Consider the following 18449-nt stretch of genomic DNA (forward strand, 5'->3'; position numbering starts at 1 on the left):
CCGACGTGGCGCAGTCATCGACGGAAACGGCGGAAACGGATCTGCCGTTCGTTATTGTGCTAGGTCCACCGGCTTCCGGCAAGAGCACCCTGGTCAGGGAAATCCTGGCCGATCACGCTTCCTTCCGCCGCTTTGTGGTCCGCCACCAGCTCGCTCGGGAGAAAAACAACGGAACACCGCTCTGGGAGTCGATCAGAAAGTCTGTGGAGAAGGGAAGCTGGATTCCCGACTCCCTTGTCGTCGAATTATTCGCCCGGCAGCTCCAGGCATATCCGTCGGCAAGAATGGTGTTGCAGGGTCTTCCCGCCAACGGCGCTCAGGCGGTGATGGTCAGGGACCTGATCCATGCCCATGGCGTCCGGACCAAGCTGGTTCTCTATCTCGACGCCTCCGACGACGTCTGCACCATGCGGATGCGCCATCGGACGGTCTGCACGACCTGCGACGACGGCAGGGCGCCGGCCGTCGCCGCTCCGAAGGCTCCGGATCGCTGCATCACGTGCGGCGGGTGGCTCGAGCGCCGTCCGGACGACAACGAGCCGGTCTTCTCACAGCGGCTGCGTACCCACCGTCGCAACATCCCCGCCATCTTCGCCGCTTTCCGACCGGAGGAGATCACGGTTCTCGACGCGAAAGCCACCCCGGAGGTTGTCGCGGCCTCCGCGCGCGTGGCGCTGCGGACCGTCCGGGGCGGCTAGAAAGCTCGTCCCTCACGTAGACCAGGGCCTTCGCCCTCTTACGCGGTTGCACTACCCGGCCAGGTGAGCACCAGGGCCGCCCGCCCCGGCGCACTGGATCTGCCGCAGCAGTCGCTGGGCGATCGCTCTGGCGGACGAAGCCGGTATGTGATCCACACGGTAGTTGACCGACAACTCGTGACGGTTCGAGAAGTCGCAGGTGAGCCTGAGATCGGGCTGGCCGGGCCACGACGGCGGCGTGAACGTGACGATGGCGTCCTCGTCCGGACGGTCGATTTCCTGCTCGCCCTCGTCCTCGAAGAGCTCGATCCGCCCCGGGCGGGGGGCCGGCCCGCCGCGTCGGGGCCTGATCAGGACGTCAGCCGCCAGCCGGGGCACGCTCTGCAGCACTTCGCGTGCTCCAGGCAGGGCCTGGATGAGCGCGGCCGGCGGTGGCGTGCTGGTGAGAGTCTCCTTGAGGCTCGTCGAGACCTCGCGGACCGCGGCTGCGAAACCCGCTTCGACCGACGCGAAGATGTACTGTGCGTCGGCGAACAGGCCGACGGACCCACGCGCCTTCATCGAGCGGTTCGCGTGGGGCGTGAGCAGCGCAAGTCGGCGCCAGCCGAATTCCGCCGCCACGGCATGGGCGAACAACGCGATGGCCACCCCCAGCCGGCTGCTTCCGGCCTGCGCGTTGAGTGCCTCGAAACGACGCGTCGATTCTGAACTCAAGGCGACGACGAAGGATTCGACGGAAGCCGGGCCGGACAGACTCCCGGAGATCTCGGACAGGGGACTCATATCGAGTGCCGTGATCTTCTCGCCGAGAGCCTTGGTTCTGTCCTTCAACACGCCGGAGGTCCACATCGAATAGAGCTCACCCGCGAACGCGCTGAACGGATAGGTCTCCCCCGTGCCTGCCGGCGCCCCTGCCATGATCCGCCGATATGAACGCTCGATGTCGCGTTGCAGCACGAAGAGTGACCATCGGTCGCAGAGAGCGTGATCGGTGAGGATTCTGAGTTTCCGCCGCGCAGGCCCTTCGATGAGTTGGAAGCGGAAGACCGGGAGACGTCCGGGATCCGCCCGTAGTCCGGGAAGCCATCCTGGCTCCCCGTGGTCGGACCGCAAGGTGTGCGCTGGAGCGATCATGTCCAGCGCTTCCACCGGCCGTTCGGCGACGACGTTCCGGTAGCCGAGCCACAGGGACTCAAGCGGCGAGGAAGGCGATCCGGGCTCCCCGTCGACGATCACCGTCCGCAGGACCTCATGCCTCTGGTACACCTCGGCAACCGCCTGGCGCAGCAGCGCGGTGCTCGCCTGGGGGGCGATCGGCCGCTCGTACACGATGGTCGTCAGCCCAGGACCGGTGCGGTCGATGGCCCTGAACGCCGACTGCGACGGGATAGCCGGATATGAAAAGGATGGCGACACCCTGACCTCTTCCAGATCGTCCCCGGTCAGCCGTCACGAGGCAGGCATCCCGGCCTACCGGCCACCGGCGGTGAGTCCCCGGGCCTTCTGAACGCAGTCCTCGACTATGCGGATGATGTCGGAGGCGCTAGGCGCCTCCCATACGGACTCCAGCGGCACTTCGATCTCGAATCCCTCTTCAATCTGCGTGCATATCTCCAGCAAAGTCAGGGAGTCTGCGCCGATGTCGAAGAGGTTGTCCTTCATATCCACGGATTCCACGAGCAGGGTGGCTTTGATGATCCTCAGTACGTCGTCGGCGATGTTCCGTTCCTCGTGCACCATAAGACGATTCTCCCTTGCTGAGCAAAATATGCTTCGGGCGATCATATGACAAGTCAAACCGGACCCGGAGAAAGGCACCGTACAAGACCTGGGATAGAGAAACCCGTGGTGCAGAACCGGCGCGCGGATGACCAATGGGCGGTGAGAGTTATCGGTCCAGCGTGACGGACGAATCGTCTATCGTCCATACGTGCTGCGTCGCACGCCTTGTGCGGTATCCGCGCGCGTGCCAACCTGAAGAAAATGGCCGCCGGCAGAAGTGGGTCACTGCTGTGCGGCGATCAGGATCCCGGACCCGCCCGTCGCCCGGCTTGTCCCGTTCGCGCGAGTCCTCCGCCAGAGGCGCGGCACCACCGGGCGCGATTCGCCGGCGCGTGTGGCCGGAACCGCGCATCTGCACGCGAGGAGCGGAAGTGCCTGTGATCGATGGCTCGACGTCCTGCCTCGTTGAGTTTCGCGGGACGCGATCATGTTCGTCCGCGATGACCTGGGGCCAGCAATGGATGTGGCGAGAGGCTGTCTGGTTCGATGGTGATCACGCCCACCTCAATGTGCCGTTCACGGTGGAGCTGCCGCACGGCACGACCTTGCCCACCGCCCTGACAGCGGTACGCGCGCTCGTCGAGCAACACGAATCCTTGCGAACGACGTTCGTGGAGACGACGGGCGATCAGCCGCGACAGGCCGTCGCCTCGGCCGGATCGTTGCGGGTGAGTGTCTGCGAGGCGTCACCCCATCCGGCGGATCGCTGGCGCGACCAGGTCGAAGACGCACTCATGGGTACGGCGTTCCAGTTGGACGAGTGGCCGGTACGCGTCGCGATCGTCACCCAGGACGGCGAGCCGCGGTATGTCGTGGTCGTCCTGTTCCATCTGGCGGTTGACGGCTGGGCCGTCGCACAGCTGCGCGACCGTCTCGTCCATCTGCTGCGCGCCGAGCAGTCTCCGGGGGTGGAGATCGGCCTTCAGCCCCATGACCAGGCGACGTACGAGGCGAGTGACCGTGGACAGCAGGTCGCGGTGTCGTCACTCGCCTACTGGGAGCAGCAGGTGGCGGGCCTCTGTGCCGAGCATCCTTTCCCGGCTTCCGCTGGTGACGGGCCGGCCACCTACCGCGAGATGTACATGGAGTCACGCGCCCTTGCCGAAGCCGTGTGCGGGCTGAGTGAGGTGTACCGGGTAGGCGCGCCGACGCTGATGTTGACGATCTGGGCGGCGCTGCTCGGCCTGCGATCGCCGGCCAGGACGTGCGAGTCGATGATCTACTGCAGCAACCGCGTCGGTCCCAGGCGCAGGGCAGCCGCCGGGACCTTCGTTCAGGACGCCCCGTTCAGCGTCGACGTGCGTGGCCTGAGTTTCCCCGAGCTCCTCAGCGCCACGGTGAAGTCCGCGCTGTCGGCGTACCGGCACGGGCAGTACGACCCGCGTGCCGTGGCCCGGCTCGTGTACGGCCCCGCCGGCGAAGCCCGCCATTGCGTGGGCCTGCCCTTCTCGATCAATCTGAACCTCTCGGGCGAGGTGCCCTGCAGGGCTGCCGCCGGTGGCACACCCACCAGTTCGCCGGGCGACACCATCCTCCGGTGGACCCGGGACCTGTCTCAGGATCGTATGGGGCGGCGGGTCTACCTCGTGACCTTCGCCCGCCCGCCGGCGCTTGGTTGTCTACTGCGGGCCGACACGTCACTCCTGTCACCAGCGGAGATCGCCGGCTTTCTCCGCGCGATGGAGTCCCTCGCCGTGGCGGCCGCCGCCAGGCCGCGTCTGACCGCCCAGGACATGTCCGGTGTGGTGCGGGACCTCACAGCTTGACCGCCGACGTGGCCACCCGCGCCGGCGGGCACCGCGGGCGCGGGTGGCCGGCTGCGCAGCGTCACGGCCCGGTCAAGCGCGCGAGCGCGGCGTCCAGGCGTTGCACCGTCCGGTCGCGGCCAAGGACTTCGAGTGATTCGAACAGTGGCAGACCTACCGTCCGCCCCGACACCGCCACCCGGACCGGGGCCTGCGCCTTCCCCAGTTTCAACCCGTGGCGCTCGCCCACCTCGGTCAGGACGTTCTTCAGCGTCTCCGCCCGCCATGCCGCGGCGGCGTACGCCGTCCGCGCATCGCGCAGCAGCTGCGCGGCGCCCGGCTTCATGGCTTTGGTCCACGACGCCTCGTCGAAGACGGGCTCGTCGAGGAACAGGAAATCCACATAACCCGTGATCTCCGACAACAACGTCAGCCGGGTCTGCGCCAGCGGCGCCACCGCCGCGAACACGCCCGGGTCGAAGGCGTCCGGTCGCCACGGCACATGGGGCCCGGTGAGCCATGGCGCGCATGCGGCGACGAACGCCTCTTCAGACAACGCCCGGATGTATTCACCGTTGAACGCGCTCAGCTTCTTCACGTCGAAGAACGCCGGCGAGGTGTTGACGTCCTCGATTCTGAACAGCCGCTCCATCTCCGGATATGGCATGATCTCCCGATCGTCGCCCGGCCCCCAGCCGAGCAACATCAGGTAGTTGACCAGGGCATCCGGCAGGAACCCTTCTGCCAGATAATCCTCCAGCGCCAGCTTGTCCCGCCGCTTGGACAGTTTCTGCCGCTTGTCGTTGACGAGGACCGGCAGATGAGCCCACATCGGCGGCGCCGAGCCCAGGGCCTCCCACAGGAGCTGCTGCTTGGGCGTGTTGGACAGATGCTCCTCGCCCCGGATCACGTGCGTGATGCCCTGGTCCAGGTCGTCGACGACGTTGGCCAGGAGAAAGACCGGCGACCCATCGCCCCTGGCGATGACGAAATCCTCGATCGCGCTGTTGGGGAAGGCGGGCTTGCCGCGGATCAGATCCACGACCAGGGTCTCGCCGTCATCCGGCGTCCGAAACCGCAACGCGCGTCCCCGCGCGGGCTCCAGCCCGCGCTCGCGGCAGAATCCGTCATATCCCAGATGCTCGGACTCGCGCCGCTCCGTGAGCTGTTCACGCGTGCAGTCGCAGAAGTATGCCCGGCCACTCGTATACAGCTGGAGCGCCGCCTGCCGGTGCCGATCGGCACTCTGCGACTGCATGTAGGGACCCTCGAAAGCGGGATCCGAGGAATCGATGCCGATCGCGGCCAGAGCCTGGATAATGCCTTCCGTCCACTCTGGGCGATTTCGCGCCGTGTCGGTGTCTTCCACCCGCAGCACGAACTTGCCGCCTGATTGTCGCGCTACCGCCCAATTATAGAGAGCCGACCGCGCGCCTCCAACGTGAAACATCCCTGTGGGGGAAGGCGCAAAACGTGTGCGAACCGGAACTACAGACACGCCGAGCAGTCTACCCGCGGAACGGCAGGCCGTTCACGGGCTCAGCTGCATACCCGAAATCAACGGTGAAATGGTGACGTGCGCGAACCGGTGGTTCATCACGTCCACGCACGTGCCGGCCGCCGGTGTGGAAAGACGACGAGTGGCCTTGCCCAGACGAGGATGCTTAGCATGTGCGGCGCGGGACAGGCGATGAAGTTACCCCGGTCCAACGGAGGAGATGTGGAAAGACCTGTAGTCGGTCTGAGCGTGTCCATGCACCCTATCGGCGACGCACACCCAGTAGACGAGGCAATCGAGGCGGAAAGACTGGGATTCGATTTCGTTTCGGTCGCGGACCATCCTTTCGGAGGCAGCCCCACCAACGAGCCGTTGGTGACGCTGGCCTCGATCGGCGCCTCGACGCGGCAGATCGGGCTCGTCACCCGCGTTCTCGGAGCGCCGTTCCGCCATCCGGCGCTCGTGGCGAAGATGGCCGAGACCATCAACCGTCTCGCCAACGGCCGTCTCGTGCTCGGGATCGGCGGTGGCGGCGCGGACGGCAAGATGCGTTCCGTGGGCATTCCCCCGCCGTCCGCCCGGGGGAAGATCGACGCCCTCGCCGAGGCGACGGCCATCATCAAAGGCATGTGGCGCGACGGGAAGTTCACCTTCTCCGGCCGGTACCACGACGTCGCCGACGCGGAGATCAGCCCACGGCCGGCGAGCCGGATACCTGTCTGGCTGGGCGTTCTCGGCGTACGCGGAGCCGAGGTGGCCGGCAGCATGGCGGACGGCTGGATCCCGTATCTGCGTTACACCTCGGTGGAGCGGCTGACCGAGTGCAGGTCCCGCCTCTTCGCCGCGGCGGACGGCGCGGGACGCGACCCGTCGACGATCACCTGCGTCCTCAGTCTCGAGGCTCATGTCGGTCCACTGGCCGAAGCGCCGGCGAATGCGATCACCGGTCCGCCGGAAGCCGTCGCCGACCAGCTCGCGAAGCTGCAGGACCTCGGTTTCGACGGCTTCAACGTCAGCGTGCTCGGCCCTGACCGCGCCGAGCAGCCCGCACGTTTCGCGGAAGAGGTGTTTCCGCTGCTCGGGAAGGCCCTCCCGCCGGCCGGCGCCACGGCTTCCGGAGGCGCACGATGAGCGCGCGAACGGTCTCCAAGACGTCCCTGCTGGTCTTGCTCGGGCCTCCGGGGTCCGGCAAGAGCACCCTGGTCGCGAGCATCCTGGACGCGACTCCCGGCCTCGGGCACTTCGCCGTCCGGCGCCAGTTCGTCGAGGAGAAGCGGAAGCAGACAGATCTGTGGCTCGCGGCCGCCGAGTCACAGGAGAAGGGGCAATGGCTCCCGGACGAGGTCGTCATCGAGGCATTCTCCCGCCGGCTGGACGCGCAGCTGCCAGGAGGAATGCTCATCGAGGGCCTGCCCGCCAACGCCGAACAGGCGCGGCTCATGATCGGGGTCGTGGCCGGCCGCGGCCGGCAGGTGGACCGCGTTCTCTATCTGGACGCCCCGGACGAGGTGTGCATGGCACGCATGCGCAAGCGGTCGGTGTGCGTCACCTGTGATGGCGGAATATCGCAGGCAGCCGTCTCGGAGGCGGATCCCGGCCGGTGTGCGCGGTGCGGGTCCGCGCTCGGCCGTAGACGGGATGACGAGGACGAGCCGTTCGCGGAACGCCTTCGCCTGCACCGGCACCACATCCGCGGAATCCTCGACGAGCTCCGTCACGACCGGGTGACTGTCCTGGACGGAACGGCAGATCGAGCCGAGATAGCACAGGCCGCGTTCCGGCACCTTTCCTAGCCGGCACCGGCCGGAATTCGCCGGCATCGGTACGGACACGCGGCCACCGCGTGCGCCGTGTGCAAGTGTGGATCGTCCTCACTTGCACACCGCCCGCCTCCCGGCATCGCGGCCGTCATCCACAGCCGAACGCGTCACGGCTGAAAGTCCGCGGGTGAAGTGCCGTCGGCGCACGTCTTTATGTGTTCATTCGTGTTGTTGCAATCCTGGTGAGTCCCGGCCAACATCGGTGAGGAACTCGAACGGCTTTTCCCTGACACCCGCATATGGCAGCCATATCGAAATAATTGCGTCGCCAGCTCCCGCGGAGGTGCTCGAATGACAATCGACATGCGCACACGCACCAACAGCGACGTCCGGGCGATAGATCCTCGCTCGTTCTTCGAGGAACTGCCGGATCTGCTCAGGGCGACCGGACCGCAGGCCGCTCGGGCCGCGGCGCGGCTCGGGCTTGGCCGCCTTTCGCTTCGGGTCGGCGACATCATGCGGACTTTGGTCCCGGAAACAGACACCATCGCCGTCGTCGACGACGTCACGAGCGGGGAACTGGTCGTCGACATCAGCGAAGCCGCGTTTTCCGAGTGGGTCCAGGAAGTGCGCACCATGCTGGCCCTGCTGGTCTCAGGTGACGCCCAGGTGAGCAGCGGCGACTCCAACGCGGCCCTTGCCTGGGATGTGGTGCTCCGGGCGATGGTCGACGGCCGCCCGATGTACGAGCCGGGATCCATATCGCTGACGAATCTGGACGGCTCGCCGCTCGATGTCGACCGGTCGTTCACGCCCGATGACGATGACGCCGAAATGGGAAGGTTTCTCGAGCAGGCCGGGTTCCTCGTGCTGCGCGGCTGGGTCGGCGCCGATGCCGTCGCCGCCATTTCAGCCGACATCGACCGCGGTCTCGCCTCCGCCCGAAGGGACGACCCGCACCGATGGTGGGCGAAACTGGAGAACGGGCAGGAGACCTGTGTGCGCCTCAAGCACTTCGACCGGATATCGGAAGCCGGCAAGAGGGTGGCGGAAAGCGATCCGCTCCGGCGCCTGTGCAACCTGACCGGAGACTCCCTGGCGTTTCCTCCGTCCTGGGTGGAGTCCCTCGTCAAGCCCACCGGTGTGGTGGAAGGGCCGTCGGAGATCCGCTGGCACAAGGACTGCTGGCAGGGGAAGCACTCGTACTTCTGCAACGGCGTGACGATCGGGGTCTTGCTGGCGCCTTCCAACGAAGTGACCGGGGGCATCCGGGTCATGGCGGGCTCTCATCGTACGAACTTCCCGGCGGTCGATCACAACATCGACGAGGTGGACCTGCCGGTCCGGGCTCTCTACGGCGAACCGGGAGATCTCACGGTTCACCTGTCGTGCGCGATGCACGAGACCGTCGCCCCCCAGCGTGGCGAGCGACGCCTGATGTACGCGGGTTTCTCGCTCGTCGACCCCGTGTCCGGCACCGGTGTCGACAATCGGTACGCCATCAAACACGCGGACTGGTCGAACGCCGTCTCGTCGGCCTGGGACGTCTACGCGTAGTGCGCGCACGTCTCTGACCCGACCGCCGCCATCGATTCCAACCGTCAACAGCGCAAGCCTGGGATGGGACCGGTTCCTTGGATGATCGCACTGCGATAGACCTGATCTGCCGCAAAGCAGGAGAAGACGCGTGGGCCCGGTTGTCCGCCTCGATCACCGAGGAAGAGGTCCTCGTGGTCTCGGGCTCCCTGTTCGAGGGCATCGGCAACGTACGGTCCGACCTCGACTTCTTCGTGGTGAGCGACAACCGCCCGCGCGACGTGCCCGTGCGCATGGCGTTCGCCGGAGCAAGCTGGTTGGACATCGAATATGTCCACACACGGGAGGTGGAGGACCTCACCAGGAAGCTGGCGACGACCGACCCGAAGGACATCGCCCAGGTTCTGCGGCTGTCGCGGCCGGAGCTCGATCGTTATTACCGGCTTGCCATCGGCGCGACCGTCAAGGGCGCGTACCCCCCGAGCGTGGTGTTCTCGCTGGAGGCGTACCGCCCCGTGCTCAGATCGTGGGCGGTTCTTCACGCCGGCGCCTTCTCCGCGCGGGCGACGATCGCTCTGAACAGCGGGGACGTCACCGCCGCCACCCTTTACGCCGGTTATGCCGCCCACCTTTGCACGATGGGGACCCTGACCGACGTGGGGGAGCTCTATCCGTCGCCGAAGTACACCCTCGAGAAGGCGATCCGGGCCTTCGGCGCGGAATCCGCCGAGGTCAGCACGATCGCGGCGCTGCTCCATCCCTCGGATGACCCGGTGCGTCACGTCCGCGCGGCGGTCGAGCACATCGACACCGTGCTGGCCGAATGCCTGTCCGGAATGCACGCCGATGACCTCGTGACCGAGGCGGCGGCGCCGATCGAGCACGACCGCCGTCACCACGTCTCGACCCTCATGACCCGCAAGGCGGCGTACGACGTGCTGCCGGAGGACACGGCGGCGATCGCCACGCTCCTGCCGGATCCGGATCCGGATCCGCGGGAAGCGGAGAACGGCCGGAAGCAGGAGCCCAGCGTCTGGCAGGCCCAGGCACACCGCCTCGTCCTGCGGGAGGCACTGATCGATGCCGGACTGCTGAGGGAGGTGAACGGCCATGCGCGGTGAGATCGCGAAGGCGGTGCCCATGCCGGTCGCGCTCCGGCGATCCCACGACGAATCCTCCGGCCGCCTCGAGATCATGGCGCTGATGTACGACCTCGACGGCGCCCTCGAGGCCGGTCAGCTGGGATTGGCGCGGTATACCGCCGCCAGCCTGATCGACGCGTCGATCGCCGTGTGGCTCCGCGAGCGCTGCACCGTGTTGCCGCCCTTCGAGCACGCCACGGCGAGAGCCAGAGTCGCGTTGTCGGTGCTCAGGGCCGTCAATCCCGACCTGGCGGACAGGGTCTCCGCCCTCTACTGCGCGGTCCTCCCGCTGGACGTGGACGCGGTCACCGCGCACTGCCGGGCGGTTCTCGGCCTGGTGGGCGACTTGACGGGCCATGGAGACGACGGGCTGGCCTCGGCGGTGCGCGCCTGGGTGGAGAGCGCGCGGGTGACCCGTGACCTGTGTGAGCGGCTTGGCGTGCCGGTGGGTGACTTCTATTGGGCGCCTCCGGATGCCGATACGTGGCACAGCGATGTTCTGGAGCACGCCGCCAGGGAGGCCTCCAAGCCCGCATCGAGCACCTCGCACCGGAATGTGCCATGAAGGTGGCGGAGCGGCGGGCGAGCGGCTGGAACGGCGAACTCCTGCGACGCGTATTCCTCCACCAGAACGGCCTGGCGGCCATCACCGCGCTGGCGACCTTGGAGGCCTCGGGAAGCCTCGATCGGCTCAGCAGGGAACGCCTCAGGTGCGCGGACGTGGTGAACGACTCGCCGTCCCCTTGCGCGGTGGCGGCCTCGATCGTGGCGGCGTGCGATGCCGGCTGGCTGAGCGTGCATGATGACCGCGGCGCCGGCTCTGTGGTGTCACTGTCCGCGTCGAACGACGTCGCCTTCGCCCTCGACATCCTCCTCGACGCTCACCGCGCGATCCGCGAGCACGATCGTGGCCGGCCGTGGTCCGTGGAGAGCACCGTGGCGCGTCTCCTCGGCTGCGTCGACGTCGTGACCTCGGCCAAGGCATCGGTCAGCAGGCGAACCTCCCTGCCGGATGCGGCGGCTGACCTTCTCCTCCGCCTGCTGGAAGGCCTGCTCGCCGTACCGCTGCTGCCTCGGATCGACCGCGATCACGATCGGGCGGACCTCGCGCCGTTGTTCGCCGCGCTCGATCTGGGAACGTCGGAAGCCGACATCAAGCGGGTGTTGTCCTTCTTCGCCCCCATGTACGGACTGGCTGGTTCGTACGCGAAGACGCTGATCCGGCTCCCGGATCGGGTGGAGGCCGGTGAGACGATCTCGCCCTTGGAGGTCACGCGACAGATCGACCGCAGTATCAACGTCCGGGCGAGCGCGGCCGCGCACCGTGGCTACTTCCACGCGGCGACCAGGCTCGTCGCCAGGCACTTCGACCAGGTGCCGCTCGCGGAACAGCCCCGCGCGATCCTCGACATCGGCTGCGGCGACGGATCGTGGCTGCGCGAACTGTACGAGTTCATCTGCGGCTCGACGTCACGCGGCCGGTCCCTTGCGGAGCACCCCCTCGTCGTCCTCGGGGTCGACATGGACCCGGTGGCGCTGGAGATCAGTGAGCGCAACCTGTCGAACCTGCCGGCGATCTGCCTGCTCGGAGACGTCGGGCGGCCGTCGGAGGTCGCCCAGGCAGTGGCGTCAGCCAGTGGCATCAGCATGGACGACATCATGTCCGTCCGGGCTTTCGTCGACCACAACCGGTCGCTCGGGCACATGGAGGGCGAGAACGGGAACGTGCACCTCACTGACGGCGTGTACGCCACGCCGTCAGGGTCGATCATCTCCGCTGAGGCGGTGCGGCAGGACTGGGCAGAGCACTACGCACAGTGGAGACAGGTATGCGGACGTCACGGCCTGGTGGTCATCGAGGCACACACTCCCGGCATCGCGACGGTGCGAGACCGGCTCGAAAGCAGCCACACGCTCGCTCTGCGCTTTTACCACGCGCTGTCCGGGCAGTCCCCCATCCCGTACGAGGCCTTCCGCGGAGCGGTGTCCTTCGCGGGATTCTCCTCGCGGCGCTCGGTTCTTTATCCGGAAACGTCGCCGACCACCAGTATCAGCTGGCTCGCTTGAACGCCGGCGGGGAGGGGAGCGCGGCACGCCGGTGTTCGCGGCACGGGATGGGAGACCCGTCCGGCCGCGAGCGCGTCGCGCCGGTCAGGCGTACCGGGTGAACAGCAGGTCCAGCGCCTCGCGTACCAGGGGCTCGATCTCTCGGTTCCGGTTCTCGGAGATCCGCGCGAGCCGCGCCCGCTCGCCTTCGGACGACGCGAATTTTCTGGACGCCAAGGCGAGACCGTCCTCTGCCCCTGCGCCGACGTGGCCGGACAGGCCCGTCCTTGCGGCGGCCAGCCGGAGCAGGTCGGCGGGATCGCCGGCTTCGCTGCCATGGGCCGCGCCATGGCGGAGAGGGATGTCACGCACCTGGTTGTGCGCGGCGACCGCGTCGGCGGCACGGCGCACCAATGCGAGCGTGGGGGCGTCCATCACCCAGACGAAATTCGCCGGCCCGTGCCAGTGGGGGGAGGCTCCTTCCGCGCGGAGCAGTTCGTCGATCTCCGCCATCCGGCGCAGTGGCGCCGCGAGATCGTCTCCCGCGCCGGCCAACCCCTGCGGGTCGGCACCGAACCAGGCGATCCCGAGGCGATCGCGTGCCGTGGAGAATCTTTCGGAGACATAGGCGATCGAGGCGACAACCGTGTGCTCGAGCACCTCACGCACGGCAGCGCTGGAATCGATGTCCAAAGCGCCCCATCTGGTCATGTCCCACGCTCCTCACAGGTAAGGCCGGCCGGCGGATCGCATTTCGGAAAGAGAAATGACGACTGGCAGGAAAGCAGCATTAATATTGACGACAATATACCGACTTTTCTCGCTGTACACGGCCATGACGGCGGAGTGAAATTAGACGGGATAACGCGCATCAACTGCCCTGGCGAGGCACGACAGAGGAGATTGCCGGCATGTCGTTCAACGGAGAGCCCCAGGCCGGAATCCCGGCCGGGAAAGGCCGCCGTCCGGCGATCCACGGGATGAAGCAGCGCTGGGCGGCGGCCACCGTCGAGCGCGGCCTGGTCCGTGACAGCGCCGCGTGGTTCGTCCTTCCGGAGCAGGCCGATCGCGGCGAGCTCGAAAGGACGTTCGCGGCAGCGGTCTTCCTCGCGCTGGCTCCGGCCACTCGTTCCGCGCTGGCCGCCATGACCGGCCGGGGCGCCTACAGTTCCTTCTTCGCATCGGCGGCGGAACTCATGCCGGCGTTGCTCTGCTTCTGGGACGAACCGACAGGGCGTGAGGAGTGGCACCGATATCTCTGGCCCGGCCCTCCGGCGCCCGGCCTCACGTGTCCGTACACAAAGGTGGCCCGGGCCGCGCGCTCCATACCCTGCCACCGGGAGTTCTTCCTTCTCGAGCCCGCCCACGCCGCCGTCCAGCGAGCCGAGAGCAGCGTCGATGCCCGCCCGTCCAGCACCACCCCTCCTGCCCATCTTCGAAGATTCACCGCGAACACCCCCTTCCACACAGGTTCCCCCGTCGCGAACAGCGACAAGCTGACACGCTTCTGCGCGAGACTCGCCGCTGATCTTCTCGTCACCGCCGGTGAATGGATCGACGCCGCGGCCGATCACGAGAGCGACATGAACGACCGGTGCCGGCGGCGCGCGCCTCGCTCCCCGCACCGGCCATCATGACGTGGGAAGGTCAGATGAGAGGTCACCCCTGCCCGTCGCATGCGCCGCTGCCGATGGAGGTGATGACGTGGCGATAGAAATCAACCTGAAGGCCCAGGTCTGACAGGGGCATTCGCTCGTCCGGCCCATGGACGGACCGGGCCGCCTCGGAGGTCGTCATCTCGCGCATGGGAAAGAACCCGTACGCGACCGTGCCGTACCGCTCGCGCAGCCAGTGGGAGTCGGTGAAGCCGGCGTCACACAGCGGCAGCAACAACGATCCGGCATCGACGCGCCGGACGAAGTTCTCGATCGCCCCCCACAGCGGAGTGGCCGTCGGCGACCGGCTGCCCCCTCGGATCGGCCGCCAGGCTACGTGGTAAGGCAGTTCCACCGCCGCCGCTTCGAGCACGGTCTCGATCTCCTCACGGTCACCGCCGGGCAGCAACCAGCAGGTGAAGTGGATGTCGCAGACCGACGGCCGTCCGGCCGGGGACGTCGAAACGATCTTGACCGGGACGAGCGTGGCTCCCGTCAAGGGCGTCAGCAAGGTGCGCAGAGCAGGGTGGATGTTTCCCGCCGCGGCGGCGACCTCACCCGGTGGCCGTCCCGTCCCGGCGAGCGCGTCCATCACGACCACGGCCTCCTCGGCCGGCGTGTCGCCGATGTGCTGGCCGGCGACCTTGCTCACGAACCGGCCGGCCTCCGCGATGGCGTTCGGCTGCTCTGCCAGCATGGGCAACCCGGCGGGTGCGGTGATGGTGACGGTGAGCTCGGCGGTGACCCGCTCCGCGGTCGCGCAGAAGTAGACGGCGCGGTCGTCCAGGACCATGCGGTCCCCAGCACCGTGTGTGAGGGCGTAGTCGGTCCGCAGTGCCGCAGGATGCCGGTCCAGCAGCCACCGGGTGCCGAGCTCTGAGCCGAGCTCCTCGTCGGCGGTGGCGGCGAGGACGACATCGCCGTGGAAAGGGACACCTGAGCGCAGCAGCGAAGCGACCGCGACTGCCTGAGCCGCGGCCTGCCCCTTGAGATCCAGCGCGCCACGCCCCCAGACGCTGCCGTCGCGCACGATCCCGCCCCACGGATCCGACGACCACTCGGCGGGGTCGGCGTCGACCGTGTCCAGGTGCGACAGCAGGAGCAACGATGGACCGTCGCCGACTCCGTGGATGCGGGTGACGAGGTTGGCGCGCCCGGGCTCGGCTTCGTACACGGCCGGGTCGATGCCCGAACGGCGCAGATATGCGGTCAGGACCGCCGCAGCGGCAGCCGTGTCACCCGGCGGGTTGCACGATCGGGCCCGGATGAGCTCGGACAGGAGGCGCTGCGCCTCCGTTACCAGCTCGTTCACTCGAACTCGGCTCCGTGACGTGCCGGCCCACCGGGTGTCGGGCCGCGTTTCTCGACGATCCAGTGCCACCGTGGCGCGTGGTTCTCGAGCAGAAGTTGCAACGCCTCGTGGAACAGCGAGTCGTCCGAGCGGCCCGTCCGCCGGCTCAGCGCGGCGAGCCGGCGCTGCTGCTCGACGGTTATCCGGAAGGTCCGCGGCTCCACCGCAACGGGCGCGTCGGCCACGTACACCGCATCGCGGGTCAGCTTGGCCTGCCACAGGGCCTCGCCCACCGCCCAGAGAAGGTCCTGCCCGGTGCTGCCGTGAAGGGGCGAGCGGGCGACGCCCAGACTTGCCGTCAGCCGCACCTCCTCGCCGTCGATCAGGCGGAAGTCGTGGCCGCCGATCAGCTGGTGCAGCCGCTCGGCCAGCCGGGTGGGCTCATGGGGATCGTCAGGGGTGAGGACGATCCATCCCTCGTCGCGTGACCCGGAATCCAGGAACGTCGCCTTGTCGGGGAGCGCCGAACGCAGCAGCTCATGGAGTTGCACGACAAGGTGGCGCTTCTCTCTCACGCCGCGGCGGCGTACGACAGCCGACCGGTCGAGGTCGACGGCGATGATGAAGACGTCGGTTCCCTTCTGCAGAACGTCATCGACGAACTGCCGGGCGAAATCCACCCGCTTCATGTCGGCGAACATCCGCTGCAGATTGTGCTGGGGTTCGTCCCCCATCGGATAGGTGCTGAGACCAGCGTCAATTGTCATCCTGATCACCTGCCGTTGCGAGTAGGGCGCGAACGCCGTGGACGGTCGCGGGCCGGGACAGTGTCGTGATCTTCGTTGCGGCCACGGCCTGAGCGAAGAGGCATGCCTCCCGCAGGGAGCGCCCGTCACTCAGGGCTGCCAGCAAACCTGCGACCAGCGAGTCGCCGGCGCCCAGGGTGTTGACGGGACGGGTGGCGAATCCGGCCTGATGCGTGCTGCTCTCCGCGTCGCTCACCAGGCATCCCCGCGACCCGAGTGACGTGACGACCCCTGCGGCGCCCCCGGCGATGCAGGCCTGCGCCAATGCCCGGTTGTCGCCTTCGGAGAAGGACGCGCCGCTGCATATCGCGATCGCGACGCCATCGACGCGGGGCACGATGTTGTCGCGCGCCGTCACGGCGTCGGTCAGCCATGGACGGAACCCGAAGTCGCACACCACGCGTGCGCCTCGCTCGACCAGAGCCACCCGCAGTGGGTCATAACTCGGAAAGCCGGGCACGTAACACAGGGCGTCGCCCCGCACCCGGAGTTCCCGGACCAGCGTGGTCAGCGCCTCGCCGGGCCGGGTCACGCCCTCCTGGTTCACGATGACGCGATGGTCACCGCCTGATTCGACGAGGATGGCGACCCTCGCGGTGTCGCCCGCCACGGATGCCCAGTGCGAACAGTCGACGCCGGACGCGATCAGGCTCCTGCGCAGATGCTCGGCCAGGTCGTCCTCGCCCGCCACACCCACCATCGCGACCCGCCGTTCCAGCGCGGCCAGTTGCAGCGCCACCATCGCGGCGCTACCGCCAGGGTCCAGCTTCACGTCACCGGCGCAGAAATCACCCGTGCCGGACGACCGGACGGTGACGTGCAGGCACACGTCTCCGAAGACGACTATGGGCACGTCGGCGACGCCCGTCACAACGTCACCCGGACGCCGTCGGTGGCGGCCCGCTGGAGCGCGTCCGCGAACGCCATGGTGCGCAGGTTGTCGGCACCGGTCGGGCCCCTTGGATCCTGGCCGCCGAGCCAGCCGAGATACCACCGTACGAGCCGCGTGTTCAGGTCGGCCAGCGGCGTCGGCTGGGAGCGCGGCTCGAACACCACCTCGCCGTTGACCGTGACGCTCTCATCGACGACCCGCACGACGCCGTGGTCGAACTCGAGTTCCCAGCCGGAGTTGAGGGGCACCACGGCACTTCCGCGCGGCGCCCAGTTCGCCAGGTAGCGAACGACCGTGCCGCTGCGCAGCTCGGCGCACATCGTCAGGCCGGCCGGGCCGCGAAACTCACTCCATGGCGGGCTGAAGGCGTGCGCGACGACGGCTGCCGGCTCATCGTCGATGACCCAGCGCACGAGGTCCAGCACGTGCACGCTGCCCTCCCACAGGACGGGCTGGTCCATCGCCAGCCGCCAGGCGAGACCAGGTCGCCAGAAGGTGCCCTCGACGTTGAAGGTGATCGTCACGACTCCCAGCCGGCCCAGGGAGCCCTCGCCGATGAGGTCGCGTACTTTGAGGAACGCCGGCAGATAGCGCATTTGCTGGATGATGGCCAGACGCCGACCGGCCGCGGCGGCGAGGTCCATGATCCGTGACGCGTCCCCCAGGTTGAGGGCCATCGGTTTGGCGACCAGAAGATCCTTGCCAGTCCGGAACGCCGCCTCCGCGTGGCGAAGATGATGGCCGGGTGGTGTGCAATCGACCACGAGTTGTGCGTCGGTGTCCCACCACCGGCTCTCGTCGTTGTCAAAGACCGCCGACGGCGCCACCTCGTAGGTGCGCGCGGCGGCGGCCAGGGCGCCGGTGTCGTGATCGACCATGGCGGCGATCTCGATCCCGTTGGCCGCCAGGGCAGGGAGCACCTCGCACCCGAATCCGCCGACGCCGAGCACGATGCTACGCATGGTCGTGGACGCCCTCCGGGCAACGAACGAGGTGGGTCGGTGAAATGATCATGTTCTACTCCTCGTCGGGTGGACCTGCGTGTCCAGGAGTTGATCCGGCGAACTCGCCATCCGGATGACCGCTCCGGACGGCCTCTCTTGGCTCCACGGCACGAGCGCGCCGCAACCGGCGCGGTCGCAGAGCTTCGCAGCAGGCAAGAGACCGGATCGAGCGGATGGGCCTGCTCACCGATCGCATGCCGACATAGGGGAGGTCGATGGTGATGAATAATCCGCCGAGCCGGAATTGGCTATAACCGTAATAAGGATCAGTGAACCGTTCTGTCAAGGCACTCAACCGGGCCGCCGCCGATCTCCCACGCCGTGCGTGCCGCCGCCCTGGCGCCGGCCACGAGGAGGCGGCGGCACCTCTTCTCGCGGTCGGCGCGCCGGATGAGCCCGGCCAGGAGAAATTGCAGCCCTCCGACAAAGAAACGAATCTTTTTCCGGCAAGAGACCGCCAGGAAAAGACAGCTCCCAGGTTGCCGCAAGATTGGTCTAACGGTTGACCGGGATGACTTCCTATGTTTGCATCATGTCGTGCCTGCAGTCATAAGCACTTGGTCAACTCCGACCGCACACATCTCTCGCGAAGAT

At 67.6% G+C, this 18449-nt stretch carries 17 protein-coding genes; 9 read left to right on the plus strand and 8 right to left on the minus strand.

Annotated features, from left to right (window positions below):
* Nucleotides 1-5 precede the first annotated feature (5 nt).
* Nucleotides 6-698: a nucleoside monophosphate kinase gene (locus ABGA98_RS21065; RefSeq protein ID WP_347620065.1), complete on the plus strand. Its 693-nt coding sequence runs from the start codon at nt 6-8 to the stop codon at nt 696-698.
* A gap of 51 nt (nt 699-749) precedes the next feature.
* Here ABGA98_RS21065 and ABGA98_RS21070 read toward each other — a convergent pair whose 3' ends face one another.
* Entirely contained in the window at nt 750-2114 is a 1365-nt protein-coding gene (locus tag ABGA98_RS21070; protein WP_347620066.1) for a hypothetical protein, read from the minus strand.
* Between the two features lie 54 nt (nt 2115-2168).
* Complete coding sequence (locus ABGA98_RS21075) at nt 2169-2438, minus strand: acyl carrier protein (RefSeq protein WP_347620067.1); 270 nt, start codon at nt 2436-2438, stop codon at nt 2169-2171.
* Nucleotides 2439-2851: 413 nt separating this feature from the next.
* Between ABGA98_RS21075 and ABGA98_RS21080 the strand changes: the two genes are divergently transcribed.
* A complete protein-coding gene (locus tag ABGA98_RS21080) occupies nt 2852-4246 on the plus strand; it encodes a condensation domain-containing protein (RefSeq protein ID WP_347620068.1) in 1395 nt (464 codons plus the stop codon).
* A 61-nt stretch (nt 4247-4307) separates the two neighbouring features.
* Here the strand turns inward: ABGA98_RS21080 and gltX are convergent, their stop codons facing one another.
* Nucleotides 4308-5723 (minus strand): glutamate--tRNA ligase, encoded by a 1416-nt coding sequence (gene gltX, locus ABGA98_RS21085; RefSeq protein ID WP_347620069.1) that lies wholly within the window; start codon nt 5721-5723, stop codon nt 4308-4310.
* Between the two features lie 171 nt (nt 5724-5894).
* On the opposite strand from gltX, the gene ABGA98_RS21090 reads away from it, so the two are divergent.
* From ABGA98_RS21090 to ABGA98_RS21115, 6 genes are all read left to right on the plus strand, one after another.
* Nucleotides 5895-6854, plus strand: coding sequence for an LLM class flavin-dependent oxidoreductase (locus ABGA98_RS21090; RefSeq protein ID WP_347620070.1), 960 nt, complete (start codon nt 5895-5897; stop codon nt 6852-6854).
* Nucleotides 6851-7516 carry a nucleoside monophosphate kinase gene (locus ABGA98_RS21095; RefSeq protein ID WP_347620071.1) on the plus strand — a complete coding sequence of 222 codons (666 nt, stop codon included), beginning with the start codon at nt 6851-6853 and terminating at the stop codon, nt 7514-7516. The genes ABGA98_RS21090 and ABGA98_RS21095 overlap by 4 nt, the downstream gene beginning before the upstream one ends.
* A 318-nt stretch (nt 7517-7834) precedes the next feature.
* Nucleotides 7835-9040, plus strand: a complete 1206-nt coding sequence (locus ABGA98_RS21100) for a phytanoyl-CoA dioxygenase family protein (protein ID WP_347620072.1) — start codon at nt 7835-7837, stop codon at nt 9038-9040.
* Between the two features lie 77 nt (nt 9041-9117).
* A complete protein-coding gene (locus ABGA98_RS21105) occupies nt 9118-10140 on the plus strand; it encodes a hypothetical protein (protein WP_347620073.1) in 1023 nt (340 codons plus the stop codon).
* On the plus strand, nt 10130-10726 hold the full coding sequence (locus ABGA98_RS21110; RefSeq protein ID WP_347620074.1) for a hypothetical protein: 597 nt from the start codon (nt 10130-10132) through the stop codon (nt 10724-10726). Before ABGA98_RS21105 ends, ABGA98_RS21110 begins: the two co-directional genes overlap by 11 nt.
* Nucleotides 10723-12228 (plus strand): class I SAM-dependent methyltransferase, encoded by a 1506-nt coding sequence (locus tag ABGA98_RS21115; RefSeq protein ID WP_347620075.1) that lies wholly within the window; start codon nt 10723-10725, stop codon nt 12226-12228. Before ABGA98_RS21110 ends, ABGA98_RS21115 begins: the two co-directional genes overlap by 4 nt.
* A gap of 84 nt (nt 12229-12312) precedes the next feature.
* Here ABGA98_RS21115 and ABGA98_RS21120 read toward each other — a convergent pair whose 3' ends face one another.
* Entirely contained in the window at nt 12313-12918 is a 606-nt protein-coding gene (locus ABGA98_RS21120) for a hypothetical protein (RefSeq protein WP_347620076.1), read from the minus strand.
* 200 nt (nt 12919-13118) lie between these two features.
* On the opposite strand from ABGA98_RS21120, the gene ABGA98_RS21125 reads away from it, so the two are divergent.
* A complete protein-coding gene (locus ABGA98_RS21125; RefSeq protein WP_347620077.1) occupies nt 13119-13844 on the plus strand; it encodes a hypothetical protein in 726 nt (241 codons plus the stop codon).
* A 22-nt stretch (nt 13845-13866) separates the two neighbouring features.
* Here ABGA98_RS21125 and ABGA98_RS21130 read toward each other — a convergent pair whose 3' ends face one another.
* From ABGA98_RS21130 to ABGA98_RS21145, 4 genes are read right to left on the minus strand one after another with little or no spacing between them, the layout of a single operon-like run.
* Nucleotides 13867-15174 carry a M20/M25/M40 family metallo-hydrolase gene (locus ABGA98_RS21130; RefSeq protein ID WP_347620078.1) on the minus strand — a complete coding sequence of 436 codons (1308 nt, stop codon included), beginning with the start codon at nt 15172-15174 and terminating at the stop codon, nt 13867-13869.
* Nucleotides 15171-15920: a hypothetical protein gene (locus ABGA98_RS21135; protein ID WP_347620079.1), complete on the minus strand. Its 750-nt coding sequence runs from the start codon at nt 15918-15920 to the stop codon at nt 15171-15173. Before ABGA98_RS21135 ends, ABGA98_RS21130 begins: the two co-directional genes overlap by 4 nt.
* Nucleotides 15910-16830, minus strand: a complete 921-nt coding sequence (locus tag ABGA98_RS21140; protein ID WP_347620080.1) for a PfkB family carbohydrate kinase — start codon at nt 16828-16830, stop codon at nt 15910-15912. Before ABGA98_RS21140 ends, ABGA98_RS21135 begins: the two co-directional genes overlap by 11 nt.
* Nucleotides 16827-17813: a Gfo/Idh/MocA family oxidoreductase gene (locus ABGA98_RS21145; RefSeq protein ID WP_347620081.1), complete on the minus strand. Its 987-nt coding sequence runs from the start codon at nt 17811-17813 to the stop codon at nt 16827-16829. Before ABGA98_RS21145 ends, ABGA98_RS21140 begins: the two co-directional genes overlap by 4 nt.
* Between the last annotated feature and the right edge of the window lie 636 nt (nt 17814-18449).

Origin of the sequence: Nonomuraea sp. B1E8 (assembly GCF_039871515.1) — a bacterium.
Taxonomy (GTDB): domain Bacteria; phylum Actinomycetota; class Actinomycetes; order Streptosporangiales; family Streptosporangiaceae; genus Nonomuraea.